The sequence below is a fragment of the Micromonospora sp. LH3U1 genome (genome assembly GCF_028475105.1).
Classification (GTDB): domain Bacteria; phylum Actinomycetota; class Actinomycetes; order Mycobacteriales; family Micromonosporaceae; genus Micromonospora.
In genome coordinates this window covers 4,466,076-4,485,737 of the sequence record NZ_CP116936.1, presented here as the reverse complement: position 1 = coordinate 4,485,737, position 19,662 = coordinate 4,466,076, and the positions used below count along the sequence as shown (strand labels likewise).

The following is a 19,662-nucleotide window of genomic DNA, read 5'->3' as shown; positions in this document are numbered from 1 at the left end:
GGCGCGGGCGGCGAGGTCACAGACGCGCCGGTCTACGACTCACCACCCGGCGGAGCCAGCCATCTGGACCGCGCCGGACAGGTACTCCCGACGTCGCTGCGGCTCGAACTTCTCGATCGCGTACCGCAGCGTGACCCGTGGCATGTCCCGGTAGCGGCGGATCAGGAACTCCTCCTCCGCCGCCCTGTCACGGTTGCCCACCTCGCGCAGCATCCAGCCCACCGCCTTCCGAACGAGGTCGTGCGGGTCGCGCAGCAGCCGTTCACTGAGTCGGAACGTCCAGCGGAAGTCACCGGTCTTGATGAAGGCGAAGGTTGCCATGATGGCGATGCGCCGGTCCCACACCAGGCTTGACTCGGCCAACCGATCCAGGACGGTCCGGTCCTTGTCGATCAGCCAAGGGCCGACGATGTACGGCACGGACGAGTCCACCAGGTCCCAGTTGTTGATGCGGGCGGTGTTGGCCAGGACGATGTCGAAGATCTGGCCTCGTTCGTCCTCGTCCCCCTTGGCGAACTTTCGCACCAGGATGAACAGCGACGTCAGCCTCTCCTCGTGCACGCCACTGCTCAGCAGCTTCGTTGCTTCGGCCAGGGAGAGGTCGTGCCAGAACAGGGAGGCCACCCTGCGCTGTTCCGGCACGGAGACACCGATGGCCCTGTCGCCCTCGCCGTAACCCCCGGGAGCCATCTGCAGAAACCGGCTCGACGCCTCGGCTCGACGGGGGTCGGCAAAGGTGGCGAGTTCGTGACGCACGTCGGCGATAGTGGCCATGACCGTCCAAGCTACCGCGACCGCCGGTGCCTACCGTGCCGTGTCCGCAGTGAGCCGGTCAATCTCACGTCAGCTCGGCCTGACTGATCGCGCCGAGGTCCGCCGACGACCGCTGGCCCAGGCGAGCAGCACAGCGGCTGCCGCCGCAAAAGCCCAGACAGCCAGCCGCACCGGCTGAGCCATCAGGCTTTCCGCCGGCGGAGGCAGGACCACCATCTGCAGGGCGGCGCCGGCAGGCACCAGCAGTGCGGCGAGTGCCCCGGCGGGTCTGGGGCGCCAGATCAACGTGCCGGCGACCCCGAGCACCGGGCCGAGCACCACGCTGCCGATCAGCCAGTACCGGGTTCTCATGTCCCACCATGCACCGCCGTCGAAGATCACGTCCATGCCGTAGTACGCGGTGGTGGCGAACACCAACGTGAGCGCCCCGGCGGCCGCCCCGCGCAACATTCCCACCGCGGGTCGCATGTGCCGGCTCACCAGCCAACCCGCAAGCACGGCCACTGCGGCCCACGCCCATCCGGCGTCGAGGATGAGGCTGGCAAACTCTGCGGCCTGTGACCAGGCACCCCGATCGGCCCGCGCCATGCCGACTTCGCCAAGCCAGATCGGCACATGGTTCACGGCCGAGTCGACGGCACCCAGGGCCGTCCCTACGGCCGGTCCAATCGCCACCCAACGCACGCGATCGAGCTTCCGCACCATGGCGATCATTGTGCTCGACCTGACGTAAGCGGAGCCGCTGTTGAAACCGGAACCCGCGCCGGGCCACCCCGGGGCCCACCTTCCGGCCTTGTTGGCTGGTCAGCCGGCGCGGCGTAGACGTCCAAGCATGCCGTTGAGATCTTGAACGAACAGGTCGTGACGGAAGAAGTGCCCGCCCGGCACCTCGCGCCACTCGTGCGGAATGCCGGCTCGGGCGAGGGCGGCGCGGAACTCACGCTGACCGGCCAGCACCTGGCTTTCGTTGGCGGTGTCGAACCAGTTGATCGGGTCGGGTGACGTTCCGGCCGCCAGGAAGATCCGCTTGTTCTGGAAACTCGGAATGCGCTGGACCGGGTTGTCGGCGTTGACCCGGGCCTCGTCCCACAGCGGGACCCCGTAGACGGTGCCTCCGCCGAGATCCAGCGCGGCAGAGGTGGCGTTGGCCCAGTGCACGACGAGTCCGAAGTCCCGGCGGAGACTGGCCGGCCCGGAGTGCGAGCTGACCGAGCAGAAGTGGCCGTAGTACTTGGCCGCGTACTTCAGCGCACCGAAGCCGCCCATCGAGAAGCCGGCCACCGCGCGCCCGTTGTACTCGGCGAAGGTACGGAAGTTAGCGTCGATCCACGGCAGCAGCTGGGCGATGTGGAAGGTCTCCCAGTTGCGTGGCCCGACAAAACTGTTCACCGGATTGCAGTACCAGCCGGTCGACGCGTCCGGCATGACGACGATGACCTCCCGGCCGGCGGTCAGACCGATGATGTTGTCCTGCATGTGGAAGGTGCGGAAGTCGGCGTTGCCGCCATGCAGCAGGTACAGCACGGGGTACCGCTTACCGCTGGTGTGGTACCCGTCGGGTAGCAGCACGTTGACGGCGGGGTCCCACTCGATGGCATCGGTGGCGAAGCGGTAGTACTGGAGGCGGCCGCCGTTCTCGTTGCGGTCGACGATGCGCAGGCCGTACCCGTCACCGGCGGCCTGGGCGGCGGACGGCGCGGCGAGAGCGCCGGCGAACATCCCGGCGGCGGCCACCGCCGCGGAGCCGCCGATCAGTCGGCGCCGGCTGATCGACGCGGACGGGGGAACGTCGGGCATGGCAGTCTCCTTGGAGTTAGAAGGTGGTCTCGTTGGGCAGGCCGAAGAAGTCGTGCCACTTCGCGCCGCCGAGGAAGCTGGTGCCGGTGGAGAGGCCGACGTGGACGTCGTTGGTGGCGCCCTTGGTGAAGACGATGATGTCGTCCTTGCCGTCGCCGTTGTAGTCACCCAGATAGGGGAACTCGCCGGGCAGGCAGAAGAAGTCGTTCCACTTCACCGACGTCCCGGCGAACGAGGAGCCGGTGGATGCCGACACATACACGTCGTTGAGCGATCCACGGGTGAACGCGACGATGTCGTCGCGGCCGTCGCCGGTGAAGTCCGTGGGCGAGCCGGCCAGGTAGCGGCCGCCGGACGACCCGCCGCAGTTGTCACTGACCAGGAACTTCTGGTTGTACTGGGCAGGGTAGGGGGCGAGCGAGACGCCGTTGATGACGATTGTCTGCCCGACACCGTTGTAGAGCTGCTCGTAGTGCAGGTGCGGCCCCGAGGAGTTGCCCGTGCTGCCGGTGATGCCGATCTGCTGGCCCTGCTGTACGTATGCGCCGCTGGCGACCGAGTACGCGCTGAGGTGGAAGTAGTAGGTCGTCCACCCGCCACCATGATCGATGACGATGTAGTTGCCGGCTCCGCTCGGCTGCGAGTACTGCCGGGCCACACCCGCTGCGGAAGCGACCTGCGGGGTGCCTCCAGTGGTCCCGCCGTCAGCGCGTACGAAGTCCAACGCCTGCCGTACCTCCGCGCTGTGGTGGTCGTAGGTCCAGCGTTGCCCGCAGGGGAACGGCGCTTTGAAGTTCGGTGCGGCCATCGCTGGCGACGGTGACACCACCACGGCGGTCAGGACCGCCGTGGCCAGGGTGAGCAGCGCGACCAGGGCGCGGAGCACGGGGGTACGCGAAGGCCGGGACATGGCGAGGCTCCTGTCGTACTCAGAGGGTGGTTTCGCCGTTGAGGCCGAAGAAGTCGTGCCATTTGGTGGCGCCGAGGAAGTTGGTGCCGGTGGAGAGGCCGACGTGGACGTCGTTGGTGGCGCCCTTGGTGAAGACGATGATGTCGTCCTTGCCGTCGCCGTTGGCGTCACCGAGGTACGGGAACTCGCCGGCCAGGCAGAAGTAGTCGTTCCACTTCACTGTGGTCCCGGCGAAGCTGGTGCCGGTGGAGACGGCGGCGTAGACGTCGGCGTCGGCGTTGCAGGTGAACGTGACGATGTCGTCGCGGCCGTCGCCGTTGATGTCCCCGACGCGCGGTTGTTCGGTGCCGACGGCGAACAGGTCGTGCCACGTCTGCGGTGACCCGAACGCGGTTCCGGTGGAGAGGGCGACGATGACGTCCGACGCCGTGACCGGGCCCTGGGTGAAGGTGATGATGTCGTCGCGGCCGTCGCCGTTGACGTCACCGAGGGCCGGATACTCCCCGGCGATCGAGAAGTACTCGTGCCACTTCAGGCCGGGGCCGAAGCCGGTGCCGGTGGAGAGGGCGACATACACGTCGCCGTTGGTGTCGTGGGTGAAGGTGATGATGTCGTCGCGGCCGTCGCCGTTGACGTCGCCCACCGCGGCGACCTCGGCGTTCGGCGCGAACCAGTCGTGCCACTTCTGGCTGGGGCTGAAGCCGGTGCCGGTGGAGAGGGCCACGTACACGTCGGCGAGGGCTCCGTGGCTGAACGCGAGGATGTCGTCCTTGCCGTCGCCGTCGACGTCGCCGCTGAGCAGGGTCTCGCCGTTGAGGCCGAAGAAGTCGTTCCACTTGGCGGAGGTGCCGGAGAAGGCGCTGCCGGTGGAGGTGGCGACGTAGACGTCGTTGAGGCTGCCCTGGGTGAAGGTGACCACGTCGTCGCGGCCGTCACCGGTGAAGTCCGTTGGTGATCCCGCCAGGTAGCGACCTCCCGAGCCGCCTCCGGTGTTGACCAGCGAGATGTAGTAGTTCCAGTTCCAGTTTGGGCCGGGGTCGGTGTGATCGTTGCCGGGCAGCTCGTTGTGCCCCTTGATCGCCGTACGGTTCTTCGGCAGCCCGTACTTGTCGCAGAGGTAGCGGGTCAGCGCGGCCGACGACCGGTACATGGCGTCGGTGAACCAGGCCGGGTTGTCCACGAACCCTTCGTGCTCGATACCGACGGCGTACGGATTGGCCGAGCGCGCGTGGTAGGCCGTGTCACCCTCGCGGACCATCTGGGTGATCTCACCGTTGCTCGACTTCACGACGTAGTGCGCGCTCACCCCCGCCGACGGGTTCTGGAACCAGCTCACGGTGCCGGCGTACGACCCCTGGGTGACGTGCACCGCCACCGTCGTGATCCGCGACGATCGGCCGACCTGGTAGTTGCCGCTGTAGGCGGAGATCCAGCGCGCCGGCCCGTATTCCGGCGGTGCTGCCGCGGCGGCGGTCGGGCCGGTGCCGGCCGGGGCGACCGAGGCGTAGCGGCCGAGCTCGGGGCGGACCGGCTGCGGCGCGACCCGGACCGAGCCGGCCGCGATACCGGTCCGCAGCAGGTCGTAGACGTGGTCGGCGTACAGCCGGGCCGTCGCGTCGGTGCCGGCTACGCTGTACCGCGCCACGACTGGGTACCAGGCGGAGAGCCGGTCTCGCGCGCCGGCGGTCAGTCCTTCTTTGTCGGCCAGGTCGCGCAGCACCGCGGCGCCGCCCCGAATGTTGGCCGAGGTGACCGAGCGCAGGCGGTCGATCGGTTCGCCGGTGAGCGTGGCCGCCCGTTCGAGGCTGTGCTGGGTGGGGTTGCTGACGAGGTGCATGACCCCGAATCCGTTGGCCTGGCTGGGCAGGCCGCCGTGCCCGTCCAGACGGGTCTCGCCGTAGCCCACCGCGACCAGCAGATCCCGGGGCACGTCGAATTCGACGCCGGCTCGGGCGAAGGCGGCGGTGAGCGAGCTGGGCGCCACGGGTCGGGCCGCGTTGGCCGGCGCGGCGGCGACCTGGCCGGCGAGCGCCGCCGCCAGGAAGAGTGCGCACGTGCGTCTGGTCAGTCGCATGGGGGTCTCCAATCCGCGGTTCACAGCGTCGTCTCGCCGTTGAGGCCGAAGAAGTCGTGCCATTTGGTGGCGCCGAGGAAGTTGGTGCCGGTGGAGAGGCCGACGTGGACGTCGTTGGTGGCGCCCTTGGTGAAGACGACGATGTCGTCCTTGCCGTCGCCGTTGGCGTCACCGAGGTACGGGAACTCGCCGGCCAGGCAGAAGTAGTCGTTCCACTTCACCGTTGTTCCCGCGAAGCCCGTCCCGGTGGAGACGGCGGCGTAGACGTCGGCGTCGGCGTTGCAGGTGAACGTGACGATGTCGTCGCGGCCGTCGCCGTTGATGTCGCCGACGCGCGGTTGTTCGGCGCCGACGGCGAACAGGTCGTGCCACTTCTGCGCGGCGCCGAACGAGCTGCCGTTCGACAGGGCGACGATGACGTCGCTGGCGGTGGCGGGGCCCTGGGTGAAGGTGATGAGGTCGTCGCGGCCGTCGCCGTTGACGTCACCGAGCGCGGGAAATTCACCGAACGGGCTGAAGTACTCGTGCCACTTGAGGCCGGGACCGAACCCGGTGCCGGTGGACAGCGCGACGTAGACGTCGCCGGCGGGATTGTGGGTGAACGCGACGATGTCGTCGCGCCCATCCCCGTTGACGTCGCCGACCGCGCCGATCTCCGCGCCCGGGGCGAACCAGTCATGCCACTTGCCGCCGCCGCCGAACGAGGTGCCGGTGGACAGCGCGACGTACACGTCACCGGTGTTGCTGTGGGCGAAGGTGACGATGTCGTCCCTACCGTCGCCGTTGACGTCACCGGTGGACGCGGTCTCTCCGCCGATGGCGAAGAAGTCGTTCCACTTCACGGATGTGCCGGCGAAGGCGCTGCCGGTGGAGGCGCCGACGTAGACGTCGGCGAGGGCGTTCTGGGTGAAGCTGACGATGTCGTCCCGGCCGTCGCCGGTGACGTCGGTGGCGGACCCGCCGGCGATGGCGTGGGTACGGGCCGCCTCGTTGAGCTGGGTCCGGGCAGTGGCGGCCACCTGGTCGTACCGGTCGGGAAAGCCCGACCGTTGGACGCACTGGGCGACCTGGCCCGCGCTGTACCCCGGGTTGTCGCGGTCGCAGACTATTGCGCGGGTGACGTACTGGGTGCTGGCGTAGACCGGGTCCATGATCTGCTCCGGAGTGCCCCAGCCGTAGTCCCAGCGCTGCTGGAACACCCCGAGCGACGACTTGTCGCCACACGGCAGGTTGTTCATGTGCGACTCGACCCAGCCCGCCTCGAAGGCGGACAGCGTCACCTTGTCGTTGGCGTTGTGGGCGCGGGCGACCCGGTAGACGACAAGCGTCACCGCGGGGTCGCGGTTGGCGGGGATGGAGGGACAGGCCAGGGTGCCGATCGGGTCGGCGTGCGCCGGCGCTGCCGTGACCGTCGCCGCGGCGGCGCCGAGGGCGACCAGAAGGGCCAGGAGGGTACGTCTCACGATGCTCCTCGCGAGGTCGGGTGGTCGGCCTGGTGGCGTCGCGCAACCGCCTGTGACACGGGAATCGATTGCTGAAAGTGTCATCAGGACGATGATCGCTGTCAATGTAAGGTGAAAAAATCCTTCAATGCCTGGGTCATCGCGGGCAGGTATTGACACCGACGATTGTCGCGAGGTTTACTCGCCCGCAACCGGTGTCCAACCGTGCACCGTGGCCACACGAGTGCGACAGGAAAGGGCAGCCATGGGTATGCGTCGTCGCTCGCTCCTCGGTCGCGCCGCCGCGATAGGCGCAGCCAGCGCGGTCGGTGCTGTGGGCACCGTCATGACAACGGCCGCTCCGGCCCAGGCGGCGGTGTGGAAGAAGCGGTTGACCGGCGCGGACCTCGACACCAACAGCCGCTGGCGGGTGGCGGGCACCGACCTGGGCATCCCCTACGTGCTTGAGAACGGGTCCATCGGCTACCTCTTCGGCGACACCTTCAACACCCCGTGGCCGGAGGGCCCGCCATTGCCCAACGACTGGCGGTCACCGGTCATGTTGCGTTCCGGCGTCCACCCCGGCGCACCGGGTGGAGTGGTCTTCGACAGCGCGGCGCGGGTTGCCGGCAACGGACGTGCGCCGGAACTGATGCACAACGGCCACCACGGCATCGGCATCGACGGCCTTGCGGAGGTGACCGTCATCCCCAACGACGGAATCAGCTTTCCGGAGACCGGTCGGCAGGTCATTTCCTACATGAGCATCGAGAACTGGAACTCCGCCGGCCCGGCCGGGCCGCAGTGGAAGTCCCGCTACGCGGGGCTGGCCTTCTCCGACAACGGCAACGACTTCACCCGTACGCCGCTCAAGTGGTGGAACAGCCCGGACAACAGGGACCCGTTCCAGATGTGGACCATGCAGCGGGACGGCGACCACGTCTACGTCTTCTCGGTACGGTCAGGACGGCAGGACGGTCCGATGATGCTGCGTCGCGTCCGGTGGGACCGCCTGTTCTACCCCGAGTCGTACGAGGGGTGGGGCTGGAACGGTACGAACTGGGGCTGGGGACGGCCCTGCACGCCCATCCTCACCGGTCGCTTCGGTGAGCCGTCGGTGCGCCGGCTCAGCGATGGGACCTGGGTGATGTCATACCTGAATTGCCAGAACGGGTGCCTGGTCACCCGGACCGCGCCCGGACCCGATCGTGTATGGACGGCGGAGAAGATCCAGGTGACGAGCTGGCAGGAGCCCGCACTCTACGGCGGGTTCATCCATCCCTGGTCGAGTCGCAACGCCGACGATCTGCACCTGATGGTCTCGAAGTGGACTCGTACGCCGGACGGCCGCAGCACCGCCTACCACGTCAGCCAGTTTGTTGGCTCTGTGTGACGGGTCGCTGACTGTCCGCGACGCTCTGAGTCAGGGGTGTGAATGGGTGACTCAGGGGTAGGAACCCGACTCCGGTGGACACCGACCGAGAGGGATCTACTGCGATGATGCGGCCGACTGTGGATCACGTCGATGCGTTGGCCGAGCTGGGCCGGGTCAGGCTCGACGAAATCAGCCTCGACGACATGCTGCGCCGGATCGCCGAGCTTGCCAACCGAAGCGTCCCCGGGGCCATGGAGGTGTCGGTCACTCTGGTCCGAGGTCGGGACAGTTGGACCGCGGCATTCACCGGCGACGTGGCCCGCGAGTTGGACGAGTGGCAGTACGAGCAGCACCGGGGTCCCTGCCTGGATGCCTCCGCCAGCGGCGACACCGTCTCGGTGCCGGACATGGCCGCCGAGCGGCGTTGGCCGGCATGGGCGGCGAAGGCTCGAACCGTCGGGGTGGGAAGTTCCCTGTCGATCGGGCTCCCGATTCAGGGATCGGTGGTGGGTGGGCTCAACGTCTACGGCGACTCGACGAATGCCTTCGATCCGCCATCGATCGCCAGCGCGGAGGGCTTCGCCGCGTACGCGGCGGTGGCGCTGGCCAACGCGCACCTGTACGACACCGCCGCCACGCTAGCGGCGCAGATGCAGGAGGCGATGCGGAATCGCGCGGTGATCGAGCAGGCCAAGGGGATCATCATGGGGGACCGACGGTGCTCGCCGGAGGAGGCGTTCGCGCTGCTGTCGAAGATCTCTCAGGACACCAATCGAAAGGTACGCGACGTCGCTGAGGCCCTTGTCGCCCGGGCAGTTCGACACACTCGGGTCTGAGTGTCGGCTCAGCTGATCAAAGGAAGCTGGGCACTGTGCGGCCGAAGGGCCGCTCGCACGAGGCGGGCGGCCCATCGGCTCTCTGCGCGGACGATCCGGTCGCCCAGGGTCAGCTGTCCGACGGCTTCCGCACTGCGTCGCGTACCCGGTCGATGACCGCCAGCACCGGACCAGCGGCCAGGTTGCCCTTGGCCGACTGGGCGCTGGGATGTGGCCGCGTCGGAGCGGACGCTTCCGCCGCCCGGACGGCTGTGGCGAGGCTGCGCAGCCGGCCGGACGGGACGTGCTGGCGGAGCTGGGGGAACTCGTAGCGCTCCTCGTACCGGGCGTGCACGAGCACGGCGTCGCGCAGCAGGATGATGCCGGTGTCGAAGCCGTCGGCGTCCACGCCGCCAGCGATCAAGGTCTGCAGCGTCTCCTTCGCCTGCCGCTCCTCGTCGAGCCGGTCGTCGACCATGGCGTCGCCACCCCCGCCGGGCAGCGTACGGGCGAGTGGGTGGACAACCTCTTCCTCGGCAGTCTCGTGCGCGGCGAGGACTTTGACCAACTCGTCGAAGGCGTCGCGCCGGGTGTCGCCGGTGCTGCCGATGACCAGCAGGAAGAGCTGCTCGATCTGGGCGTGCTGGGCGAGCAGCAGGTCGACGACATCCTCCTGGGGGCCGGGAGTGGTCGGGGTGCCGGTGTCAGGCATGGCTGCCTCCCTTGGCGCGCAGGCCCTCGATCGGGTGCGGCCCCTCGGTCTCAATGCGGTACTCGTCGCCGAAGCGTTCCCGGTGCATGTCGATGACCTGCTCGCTTGGCGGCTTCTGGCCGTCGTGCAGTTGCTGCTGCATCCACTCGAAGCGCTCGTGGGCGTCGGTGACGTAGCCCTCGCCGAGCTTGGTCGCGTCGATCTGGGTGGCCAGCAGGTGGCGCAGGTAGTCCTTGTTGGGCTCGAAGGTCAGCGGTTCGGGCAGACCGACAGAGCCGACAATCTCCTCGGGCTCCCGGCCGTCGTGCCGGCGCAGCAGGTCGGCGGCCTGCTGGAGGTGAGCCAACTCCATCTGCAGGTGCAGCTCCCAGACCGCCTTGATCCGGGGGTCGCTCTCCTGCTGCAGGAAGGAGTAGTAGAGCCAGCACTCGTTGTACTCGTGGGTGACCAGCCTCTCCCACCAGTTCTCACCCGGGTCCAGCAGGGACTCGTAGTGGGTGACGTGCTCCTGCTCGATCAGGCTGATCTCCTGGTAGAGCTGGCGCGCGATCGGTTCCATGTACTGCGGGCCGACGTTCATGTAGTAGAACATCACCTGCTGCTCGGCCGAGAGGATCGTCAACGCGTGCAGCTTGGAGCGTGGGTCCACCGAGTTGCGGTCGTACGGGGTGCGGACCTCGTCGAAGGGATGCCGGTGCTCCTGGACCGTCGGCCGGCCCGGCATGACCTCGGTGAGGCCGTCGACAATCTTCTCCGCCTTGCGTCGCTCGACCATCTCGTAGAGGTTGGCGTAGCGGTACAGGTGGTCGAAGTCCTCCAGCACGCCGAATTCGTACGCCTGCTTCAGGTAGGGGTCGGGCTCGTGCCGGGCCACCCAGGCGGTGAGGTCGACGGCCACCTGCTCGTAGCCGAGCGTCGTCTCGAGCACACTGGCGACGCCGGGTAGCAACCAGTTCACCACCCGCTGCTGCTGGCTCTCCACGTACCGGACGTAGGCGAGCTGCCGGCGGACCTCCTGGTCCGGGCAGTTCCGGGCGAACTGGTGCTGGAAGTTGATCGCCTCGACCTCGATGCCGTTCATCGTGATGATCCGACACCGGGTGTACGGGTCGACCGCCTCCGGGTCGATCGGCTCGACGTTCAGTTCACGCCAGTTGCGAATCTGGCTCTCGAGTGGAATCCCCTTGTGGTCCAGTGGATTGAACATGTCTCTCCTTTGTTGGGGGATGTGGGCCGCGCACTCGGGTGATCGGAGCGCGGGCTGGTGTCGACGTGACGTCAAGTTCGAGGTGCCGCATCACCCCGGCCACGCCGAGGACACGGAGAACGAACGGCGAGGGAGCGCGAAGCGTCAGCCGTCCCCGGGCCCAGGCAACCTCCTGGCTGGCCCTGAGCAGAGCGCTGATGCCGTGCGCGCCGAAGAAGCGGACCGCCGACAGATCCACCGTGATCAGTGGCGCGGGTGCGCGGCAGAGGAATTCCACCAGTTCGGTGAGCAGGTGGGCGTTGCTCATGTCGATTTCTCCGGCAGCGCTGATCAGGCTGAAGGAGCCGTCGCGGATCAACGTCAGGGACATGATGGGCCCGGTGTGGGCGGTCCGGTGATCGAACTGGGGGCCGTGTCGCAGCGGCTGGAGAAGGGGTGCCTGGTCTGTCACATGCTGCCTCCGCCCTTGAGGGGGGTGGCCCGCCCGCCGCGTGCGCGCGAGGCAGGGTTGACCACTGGAGGGCGCATGTCTTGACCCGATAGCGTCCCTACCCGCCACGAAAGGTCGTAAACCAAACCGCTGCCGGGACCGAGATCGGCTGACGCTCAGGGTTGGGCGGGGACGGGGGTATGGGTGCCCGCCCGGCGGGTAGGGCCTCACCATGCTGAAGCGAGCCGTGTGGCAGGGACTGACAGCGGGTCTGGTGGGCGCGGCGGTGATGACGGCTGCCGAGAAGATTGAACAGCGGGTGACAGGCCGACCCGACTCGTATGTGCCGGCCCACGTTCTGGTACGGCTGGCCGGCCTGCCGGAATCCCCGGGGCAGCAACCGCGGTGGCAGAACCTGGCGATGCACTACGGTCAGGGCGCGTTGGTCGGCGTGCTGCGCAGTGTCATGGCGCAGGCCGGGCTGCGGGGCGCATGGGCTTCCGGAATGTTCACGGTGCTGCGACTGGCCAACGATCAGATCCTGGAGAACGCCACCGGTGTGGGTGCACCACCGCAGACCTGGCCACGCCCGGAACTCGCCGTCGACGTGTTGCACAAGTCCATCTATGCGTTCGCTACCGGAGTGGTGGCGGATTCGCTCGCCGCTCGCGACGGCGCCGGTCCCGGGCAGCGGCACGCCGCGCTCCGCCCCGGTCGCCACTCGGACGTCGGTCCTCTGCCGCGAGCAGCAGCCCACGCTGCGCGGACGCGTCGGGCATAGCGGTCCGTGTCACGAGGCGGGGTCGGTCGAGGAGCTGCATGAAGGGCAGCGGAGTGGTTAGCTGCACGGATGATCGCTCCCGTTTCCCTCGGTACCTGGCCGACACCGTTGGAGGCCGCGCCGCGGCTCGCCGCCCGGCTGGGGCTGGCCGAGTTCTGGTTCAAGCGCGACGACCTGAACGGCCTCGGCGGAGGTGGCAACAAGATCCGCAAGCTGCAGTACACCTGCGCCGAGGCGGTCGCCATCGGCGCCACCACCGTGATCACCTCGGGGGCGCCGCAGAGCAACCATGCCCGGCTCACCGCTGCCGCGGCCGCGCGGCTCGGCCTCGCCTGCGTACTGGTGCTTGCCGGTCCGCCCGCGACGAAACGGCGTGGCAACCTGCTGCTCGACGAGCTCGCTGGTGCGGAGATCGTCTGGGGCGGGGACAGCCCGCTCGCCGAGGTGGTGGCAATCGAGGCAGAGAAGCGATCGGCGTACGTCATCCCGTTCGGCGGCACCTCGCCCGCATCGACGCAGGCTTATGTGGATTGCGGCCGGGAACTGCGCGCCCAGGTGCCGGACATCGACGGGACCGAGGTCGTGGTCGCGCTCGGCTCCGGTGGAACGATGGCCGGGCTGGTGCGTGAGCTGGGCGCCGAGCGGGTGGTCGGCGTGGATGTCGGTGCCGTGCCCGACCCTCGGGCGACCGTCGCCGGGCTGCTCGTCGGCGAGGTCGAGCCAGGTGCGCTGCGGATCGACGGCTCGCAGGTGGGTACGGGTTACCGCACTCTCACCGACGCGGTGCGGGCGGCGCTGGAGACGACCGCGCGCGAAGAGGGAATTTTCCTCGATCCGACGTACACCGGCCGGGCGATGGCCGCGCTGCTGGCCGGCAGCTTCCCGCGCGGCGACAAGGTGGTCTTTCTGCACAGCGGTGGACTGCCGGGGCTCTTCGGCCACCCTGAGCTCTAGCCGGCCTCATTCGCCGGGCGAACTCGCGGAGCGGCACCCCGGCCAAGACGCAAGCAGTAGCGTGGTGCTCGGGGCCGTCGCGGCACGCCGGCCGAAGATCCACGAGTACGCCGGGCAAGCGCATGAGCCGTACGCACGCCAGGGAGGCCCCGATGAGCCCGAAGGATGCCCAGGGCGACACGAGTGGCACGTCGAGCATCGAGAGCGTCGACGTGAAGCTCGAGGTGATCGTCATCCCCGTGTCCGATGTCGGCCGCGCGAAAGCGTTCTACGAACGCCTCGGTTGGCGGCTCGACCAGACACCACCCGGCATCATCCAGTTCACGCCGCACGGCTCCGGGTGCTCGCTCCAGTTCGATGCGGAGCTCACGGCGGCGGCGCCCGGTTCGGCCAGCGCGTACCTGATCGTGTCCGACCTTGAGGCAGCCCGGAACGCTCTGATCTCTGCCGGTGTCGAGGTGGGTGAGATCTTCCATGTCAGCCCGGACGGCCCGGTCGCCGGGCTGGACCCCGAGCGGCGCAGCTACTTCTCGCGCGCCACGCTCCGCGACCCGGACGGCAACACCTGGCTCATTCAGGAGATCACGACCAGGCTTCCCGGGCGCATCGAGGGTGGCCTGACGTCGTTCGGCTCCGCGAGCGACCTGGCGAGCGCTCTTCGGCGCGCGGCCGCCGCCCACGGTGAGCACGAAGAGCGCACCGGCGAGCGGGACGACAACTGGCCCGACTGGTACGCGACGTACATGGTGAGCGAGCAGTCGGGGGCCACGCCGCCCGAGTGACCCTCGACGACGCGAGGCGTTGGGCCTGGTCCGGGGCTCCATTGTGTTGATCAGCGTGATGCCGGTGAGTCATCGACATGACTCACCGGCGTCATCGTTCTCGTCTGGTCGGTCAGAGCGTCGGGACGGTCGGCACCCGACAGGCTCACCAGGTCCGCGATCGGGGGATTCCATGAAGTGGGCGGCCCGTTGTGCATAACCCACTAAAGCTGTAGGAATAGTGGGTCATAGTGATCGGGAGAAGCCGTGACCGTTGTTGCCGCAGTACAGACCGTGGGCTCCGATGTCGGTGCCCCACCACCGGCTCACCAGCCACGCCGAGCGGGGCGGGCCGCCTGGTGGCGACGCATCGCGCTCCGCGCCGTCACCCTCGTGGTCCTGCTGGCGATATGGCAGATCCTCGCGGTGCTGACCGACAACCCCACGTTCATCCCAGCGCCGGGCGCCGTGTGGGACCGACTGGTGCAGACCTCGACCACCCACGACGGTGTCCGGGGCTACAGCGGCCACCTGCTGATCGAGCACCTCGGGGTGAGTCTGCGTCGCATCCTCATCGGCTCGGTGGTGGGCGTCGCGGCCGGCCTGGTGCTCGGCTTGGTGATGGGCACTGTCGCCTGGGTGCGGGTCGCGACCGAACCGGTCGTCACCTTCGTCCGCGCGTTGCCACCCCTGGCGTACTTCAGTCTGCTCATCATCTGGTTCGGCATCGACGAGACCCCGAAGTTGTGGCTCCTGTCCATCGCCGCGCTGCCCCCGGTCGCGGTCGCCACCGCCTCCGCGGTCAAGGCCGCGCCCGCCACTCTCGTGGAGGCGGCTCGGGCGTTGGGTGGCGGCCGTTGGGCGGTGACCCGCGACGTGGTGCTGCCGCACGCGCTCCCGGAGATCTTCACCGGCATCCGGCTCGCCGTGGGTATCGCCTACTCGTCGGTGGTCGCCGCCGAGACCATCAATGGCGTACCGGGCATCGGGGGCATGGTCCGCGACGCACAACGGTATTCGCAGACCGACGTGGTGGTGCTCGGGCTGTTCGCCATCGGCCTGTCCGGCCTCCTCATCGACGCGCTGCTGCGGACGGCGGAGGACCGGCTCGTTCCCTGGCGCGGTCGAGGCTGACCCGCGCTCTTCCCACCTCTCAGAAGGGACGCCCCGTGCGTCGACCAATATTCCGAACTCTCCTCACGACCGCCGTGCTTCTCGCCGCCGTTCCACTCGCCGGGTGCGGCGACGGCGCCGCCAGTGGCGGTGGCGACCCGCAGCGCAAGAGCATCCGGCTCGCCTACCAGGCGTTCCCCAGCGGCGACCTGATCGTCAAGAACCAGCAACTGCTGGAGAAGGCACTACCCGACTACAAGATCACCTGGACCAAGTTCGACTCCGGCGCGAGCATCAACACGGCGTTCGCGGCCGGCAGTGTGGACATCGCCGCGATCGGCTCCAGCCCGGTCGCGCGCGGTCTGTCGGCGCCACTGAACCTGCCCTACAAGGTGGCCTTCGTCCTCGACGTGGCCGGCGACAACGAGGCGCTGGTGGCGCGCAACGGCGCCAACGTCGCCAGCATCACCGACCTGCGGGGCAAGAAGATCGGCACGCCGTTCGCGTCGACCGCCCACTTCAGCCTGCTGGCCGCACTCAACCAGGCCGGCGTCAAGGAGAGCGAGGTGACCCTGGTAGATCTGGAACCGCAGGACATCCTCGCCGCCTGGACCCGTGGTGACCTCGACGCCGCGTACTCCTGGCTGCCGTCCCTCGACGAGCTGAAGAAGACCGGCAAGGTGCTGATCACCAGCCGGGAGCTGGCCACCGCCGGTAAGCCCACGTTGGATCTCGGCGTGGTCTCCACCGCGTTCGCCGACGCGCACCCCGAGGCCGTCGACGCGTGGCGCAAGGCGGAGGCGAAGGCCCTCGACCTCATCGCGAGCGACCCGACCGCCGCGGCGACCGCCGTGGGTCGTGAGCTGAACCTGGACACCGCCGCGGCCCAGCACCAGTTGAGTCAGGGCGTGTTCCTCAAGCCCGCCGAGCTGGCCAGCCCCGAGTGGCTGGGCTCGCCCGAGAAGGTCGGCGCGCTCGCCGACAACCTCTACAACGCGGCGGTCTTCCTCAAGGCGCAGAAGAAGATCGACGCGATACCGGACCGGTCGGTGTTCGAAGCGGCCATCTACACCAAGGGTCTGCCGAGTGTCCTCCGACCCTGACGCCGCGGTCGAGGTCCGCGACGTCACCCACACGTACGGGACCGGGTCGGCGGCGGTCACCGCCCTCGGCCCGGTCGACCTCCGCGTACCGCCGGGCACCTTCCTGGTCCTCGTGGGAGCCTCCGGATGTGGCAAGACGACGCTCCTGCGGCTGATCGCCGGCTTCGAACAGCCGACGACCGGCACGGTGATCGCCGCCGGCCTGCCGCCGGTGCCGGGACGAAACGCCGGTCTGGTCTTCCAGCAACCACGGCTGCTGCCGTGGAAGACGGTCGGCGGCAATGTGGGGCTCGCGCTGCGCTACGCCGGGGTGCCCGCGCCCGAGCGATCCCCCCGGGTGTCCGCTCTGCTGGACCGGGTCGGCCTGCCGCACGTCGCGCACCGCCGTACCTGGCAGCTCTCCGGTGGCCAGCAACAGCGCGTGGCCATCGCACGGGCGCTGGCCGTGGACAATCCGTTGCTGTTGCTCGACGAGCCGTTCGCGGCCCTCGACGCGCTGACCCGGGAGAGGTTGCAGGAAGACCTGCGCCGGGTCAGTGCCGAAACCGGCCGTACGTGCGTGTTCGTCACGCACAGCGTGGACGAGGCGGTCTTCCTCGGCAGCCGGGTGATCGTCCTGACCCGTCGGCCCGGCCGGGTTGCCCTCGACCTGGACGTCGACCTCCCGCGCAGTGGCGTCGAACCGGACGAGTTGCGCGGCTCACCGGAGTACGCGGCCCTCCGCGCCACGATCGGCCACGCCGTGCGTGACGCCGCCGCCTGAATCGAAAGGGAACCGCCATGACCGATACTCTCGTAAATCTGACGCTGGACCCGCTCGGGCCGTACTTCGGCGCCGAGGTGTATGGTCTCGACCTGCACGGCGCGACCGACGCGGAGCTCGCAGCGGTGCGCGCGACGTTGGTGGACCGCAAGGTGTTGTTCTTCGCCGACCAACAGCTCGACGACGACGGCCAGGTGCGCCTCGGGCGCCGGCTCGGCGAACTGACCGCCTCGCACCCCGTGGTCGGCGGCGTCGACGAGAAACACCCCGAGGTGTACGCACTGGACAGTGCGGACAACGGGTTCGCCGACGTGTGGCACACCGATGTCACCTTCGTTGCCCGGCCACCTCTCGGCTCGATCCTGCGCGCGGTGACGCTGCCGCCCAGCGGTGGCGACACGAGCTGGGCGGACAGCCAACTCGCGTACGACTCCCTCGCCGAGCCGGTGCGGCGGCTGGTGGACCAGTTGGTCGCCGTGCACGACGGCAACCGGGAATTCGGCTACTACCTCGCGCAGCGTCGTGGTGGTCGGGGCAACGTGTGGGAGGGCGAAGTCGTCACCCGGCTGGATCCGGTGGAGCATCCCGTCGTACGCGTGCACCCGGAGACCGGTCGCAGGGGAATCTTCGTCAACCCCGGCTTCACCTCGCACATCGTTGGCGTGTCGGAGGCGGAGAGCCGGGCGATCCTGGACCTGCTCTACGCCCACCTCACCAAGCCCGAGCACCTGGTGCGACACCGATGGCGTTCCGGCGACGTGGTGATGTGGGACAACCGCAGCACCGCGCACTACGCCAACCGCGACTACGGGGGTGCCCGGCGGGTCGTACACCGCATCACCCTGCGCGGCGACCGCCCACAGGGCACGGTCGATCCCTGGCGTGGCCCGGTGGTGTGACCTGGCGGTCAGCGCAGTCCGCGGATGAGGTTGGCGACCAGGGTGCGGGCGAAGTCCTCGGTGAGCGGCAGGTCGGGGACGAGGAGCCGGTGGTAGCAGGCGCCCCAGAGCTGGTCGACGACGGATTCGGGGTCGATGTCGGTGCGTAGCTGCCCGCGGGCCATGGCCTTGGTGAGGGCGTCGACGGCGAGGGCCCGGCGAGGGCCGGAGTAGCGCTGCCGGTACGCCGTGGCCAGTTCCGGGTCGGTCTGCGCCTGCGCGATGAGTTGGCTGATGACCCGCCCGGCGGAGGTGTCCCGCATGAGGTGGACGAAGGCGACGAGCTGGTTGGTCAGGTCGGTGACGATGTCGGCGGTGTCGGTGAAGGCCAGGGTGGGTGCGACGACGGTGAAGTAGCCGTCCAGGGCGAGGGCACCCTTGGAGGGCCACCATTTGTAGATCGTCATCCGGCTGGCCCCGGCGTGGGCTGCGACCTTCTCGATGGTGAAGCCGGCCATGCCCTCGGCCAGCAGGAGATTGCCGGCGGCGGTGAGGATCTCGGCCCGTACCTGGTCGGCGGGTCGGCGACCCCGACCACGGCGGGGTGGCGTGTTGGCATCCGGCGTGAGCTGAGCCACTGGTCCTCCCGGTTATATGGACACGGCGTCTTCATGCTGGTTATATGGACACAGCGTACACAGCAGTGTCCCGCCACAGCGAGCCACCGCGACGACGACCGGAGGAGACGACAGACATGACGGATCTACGACGGCGACGGTTGGGTGCCTCCGGGCCGGAGGTGTCGATCATCGGGCTCGGCGCGATGGGCATGTCGGACCTGTACGGGCCGGCGGACGAGGCCGAGAGCATCGCGACACTGCACACGGCCATCGATGCCGGCGTGAACCTCATCGACACCGGGGACTTCTACGGGTCGGGTCACAACGAGATGCTGATCGGCCGGGCGCTGCGGGAGCGTCGCCGGGACGAGGTCGTGGTCAGCGTGAAGTTCGGCTCGCGCCGGACGCCGGACGGCGGGTTCCAGGCCGCACCGTACGACGTGTCGGCGGTGGCGGTGAAGGACCGGCTCGCGTACTCGCTGCGGCGGTTGGGTACCGACTACATCGACATCTACCGGCCATCGCGGCTGAACCCGCAGGTGCCGGTGGAAGAAACTGTCGGGGCACTGCTCGAGATGCAGCAGGCCGGCTACATCCGGCACATCGGGCTCTCCGAGGTGAGCGCGGACACCATCCGTCGCGCGGCGGCGGTGGCACCGATCAGTGACGTCCAGATCGAATACTCGCTGCTGTCCCGTGGCCCGGAGGCCACGATTCTGCCGGCGTTGCGGGAACTGGGCATCGGGTTGACCGCCTACGGGGTGCTGTCGCGAGGTCTGCTGAGCGGGCACTGGTCGGCGGACCGCGAGCTGACCGGCACGGACTTCCGGGCGAACAGCCCACGGTTCCAGGGCGAGCACCTGGCCGCGAACCTGCGCCTCGTGGACGCGCTCGGCCGGGTCGCACAGCGGCTGGGGGCCACCACGAGCCAGGTGGCGATCGCCTGGGTGGCGGCGCAGGGCGAGCAGATCGTGCCGCTGGTCGGCGCGCGTCGCCGGGATCGGCTGGCCGAGTCGCTGGCCGCCGTGGACCTGGTGCTGGACCGCGCCGCGCTGGACGAGATCGAGCGGGCCGTGCCGGCCGGTGCCGCCTCCGGCGAGCGGTACGCGACGGCGATGATGGCCAACCTCGACAGCGAGAAGTGACCCTCGGT

Annotated in this window: 20 protein-coding genes; 10 read left to right on the top strand and 10 right to left on the bottom strand. The window is 68.9% G+C overall.

Annotated features, from left to right (window positions below):
- Positions 1-39: 39 nt before the first annotated feature.
- The 6 genes from PCA76_RS20505 to PCA76_RS20475 all read right to left on the bottom strand — a co-directional run bounded on the left by PCA76_RS20505 (position 40) and on the right by PCA76_RS20475 (position 7,018).
- On the bottom strand, positions 40-774 hold the full coding sequence (locus tag PCA76_RS20505; RefSeq protein ID WP_272612083.1) for a DNA alkylation repair protein: 735 nt from the start codon (positions 772-774) through the stop codon (positions 40-42).
- 69 nt (positions 775-843) lie between these two features.
- Entirely contained in the window at positions 844-1,449 is a 606-nt protein-coding gene (locus PCA76_RS20500; protein ID WP_272612081.1) for a DUF6518 family protein, read from the bottom strand.
- 129 nt (positions 1,450-1,578) lie between these two features.
- A complete protein-coding gene (locus PCA76_RS20495) occupies positions 1,579-2,571 on the bottom strand; it encodes an alpha/beta hydrolase (RefSeq protein ID WP_272612080.1) in 993 nt (330 codons plus the stop codon).
- A gap of 16 nt (positions 2,572-2,587) precedes the next feature.
- Positions 2,588-3,379, bottom strand: coding sequence for a peptidoglycan DD-metalloendopeptidase family protein (locus PCA76_RS32870; protein WP_442930275.1), 792 nt, complete (start codon positions 3,377-3,379; stop codon positions 2,588-2,590).
- 121 nt (positions 3,380-3,500) lie between these two features.
- Positions 3,501-5,555, bottom strand: coding sequence for an N-acetylmuramoyl-L-alanine amidase (locus PCA76_RS20480; RefSeq protein ID WP_272612079.1), 2,055 nt, complete (start codon positions 5,553-5,555; stop codon positions 3,501-3,503).
- Between the two features lie 20 nt (positions 5,556-5,575).
- Positions 5,576-7,018: an FG-GAP repeat domain-containing protein gene (locus PCA76_RS20475; RefSeq protein ID WP_272612078.1), complete on the bottom strand. Its 1,443-nt coding sequence runs from the start codon at positions 7,016-7,018 to the stop codon at positions 5,576-5,578.
- 244 nt (positions 7,019-7,262) lie between these two features.
- On the opposite strand from PCA76_RS20475, the gene PCA76_RS20470 reads away from it, so the two are divergent.
- Both PCA76_RS20470 and PCA76_RS20465 read left to right on the top strand, forming a co-directional pair.
- Positions 7,263-8,390 carry a DUF4185 domain-containing protein gene (locus tag PCA76_RS20470; protein WP_272612077.1) on the top strand — a complete coding sequence of 376 codons (1,128 nt, stop codon included), beginning with the start codon at positions 7,263-7,265 and terminating at the stop codon, positions 8,388-8,390.
- Between the two features lie 104 nt (positions 8,391-8,494).
- Entirely contained in the window at positions 8,495-9,208 is a 714-nt protein-coding gene (locus PCA76_RS20465; RefSeq protein WP_272612076.1) for a GAF and ANTAR domain-containing protein, read from the top strand.
- Positions 9,209-9,317: 109 nt separating this feature from the next.
- Here the strand turns inward: PCA76_RS20465 and PCA76_RS20460 are convergent, their stop codons facing one another.
- Genes PCA76_RS20460 through PCA76_RS20450 form a run of 3 tightly spaced genes read right to left on the bottom strand, consistent with a single transcriptional unit; the run spans position 9,318 to position 11,476 of the window.
- Positions 9,318-9,899 (bottom strand): hemerythrin domain-containing protein, encoded by a 582-nt coding sequence (locus PCA76_RS20460; RefSeq protein ID WP_272612075.1) that lies wholly within the window; start codon positions 9,897-9,899, stop codon positions 9,318-9,320.
- Complete coding sequence (locus PCA76_RS20455) at positions 9,892-11,106, bottom strand: hypothetical protein (RefSeq protein ID WP_272612074.1); 1,215 nt, start codon at positions 11,104-11,106, stop codon at positions 9,892-9,894. The genes PCA76_RS20460 and PCA76_RS20455 overlap by 8 nt, the downstream gene beginning before the upstream one ends.
- Positions 11,045-11,476 carry an STAS domain-containing protein gene (locus tag PCA76_RS20450; protein WP_272612072.1) on the bottom strand — a complete coding sequence of 144 codons (432 nt, stop codon included), beginning with the start codon at positions 11,474-11,476 and terminating at the stop codon, positions 11,045-11,047. The genes PCA76_RS20455 and PCA76_RS20450 overlap by 62 nt, the downstream gene beginning before the upstream one ends.
- 292 nt (positions 11,477-11,768) lie before the next feature.
- Here PCA76_RS20450 and PCA76_RS20445 point away from each other — a divergent pair, with 292 nt between their 5' ends.
- The 7 genes from PCA76_RS20445 to PCA76_RS20415 all read left to right on the top strand — a co-directional run bounded on the left by PCA76_RS20445 (position 11,769) and on the right by PCA76_RS20415 (position 17,910).
- Positions 11,769-12,317, top strand: a complete 549-nt coding sequence (locus PCA76_RS20445) for a hypothetical protein (RefSeq protein WP_272612071.1) — start codon at positions 11,769-11,771, stop codon at positions 12,315-12,317.
- Between the two features lie 69 nt (positions 12,318-12,386).
- Entirely contained in the window at positions 12,387-13,271 is an 885-nt protein-coding gene (locus tag PCA76_RS20440; protein ID WP_272612070.1) for a pyridoxal-phosphate dependent enzyme, read from the top strand.
- A gap of 152 nt (positions 13,272-13,423) precedes the next feature.
- A complete protein-coding gene (locus PCA76_RS20435; RefSeq protein ID WP_272612069.1) occupies positions 13,424-14,053 on the top strand; it encodes a VOC family protein in 630 nt (209 codons plus the stop codon).
- Between the two features lie 246 nt (positions 14,054-14,299).
- Positions 14,300-15,166: an ABC transporter permease gene (locus PCA76_RS20430; protein ID WP_272612068.1), complete on the top strand. Its 867-nt coding sequence runs from the start codon at positions 14,300-14,302 to the stop codon at positions 15,164-15,166.
- Positions 15,167-15,201: 35 nt separating this feature from the next.
- A complete protein-coding gene (locus PCA76_RS20425) occupies positions 15,202-16,248 on the top strand; it encodes a taurine ABC transporter substrate-binding protein (protein ID WP_272612067.1) in 1,047 nt (348 codons plus the stop codon).
- On the top strand, positions 16,232-17,011 hold the full coding sequence (locus tag PCA76_RS20420) for an ABC transporter ATP-binding protein (RefSeq protein WP_272612066.1): 780 nt from the start codon (positions 16,232-16,234) through the stop codon (positions 17,009-17,011). The genes PCA76_RS20425 and PCA76_RS20420 overlap by 17 nt, the downstream gene beginning before the upstream one ends.
- 17 nt (positions 17,012-17,028) lie before the next feature.
- Positions 17,029-17,910: a TauD/TfdA dioxygenase family protein gene (locus PCA76_RS20415; protein ID WP_272612065.1), complete on the top strand. Its 882-nt coding sequence runs from the start codon at positions 17,029-17,031 to the stop codon at positions 17,908-17,910.
- 8 nt (positions 17,911-17,918) lie between these two features.
- Here PCA76_RS20415 and PCA76_RS20410 read toward each other — a convergent pair whose 3' ends face one another.
- Positions 17,919-18,527, bottom strand: coding sequence for a TetR/AcrR family transcriptional regulator (locus tag PCA76_RS20410; protein ID WP_272612064.1), 609 nt, complete (start codon positions 18,525-18,527; stop codon positions 17,919-17,921).
- A 116-nt stretch (positions 18,528-18,643) separates the two neighbouring features.
- On the opposite strand from PCA76_RS20410, the gene PCA76_RS20405 reads away from it, so the two are divergent.
- On the top strand, positions 18,644-19,654 hold the full coding sequence (locus tag PCA76_RS20405) for an aldo/keto reductase (RefSeq protein WP_272612063.1): 1,011 nt from the start codon (positions 18,644-18,646) through the stop codon (positions 19,652-19,654).
- The last annotated feature ends 8 nt before the right edge of the window (positions 19,655-19,662 follow it).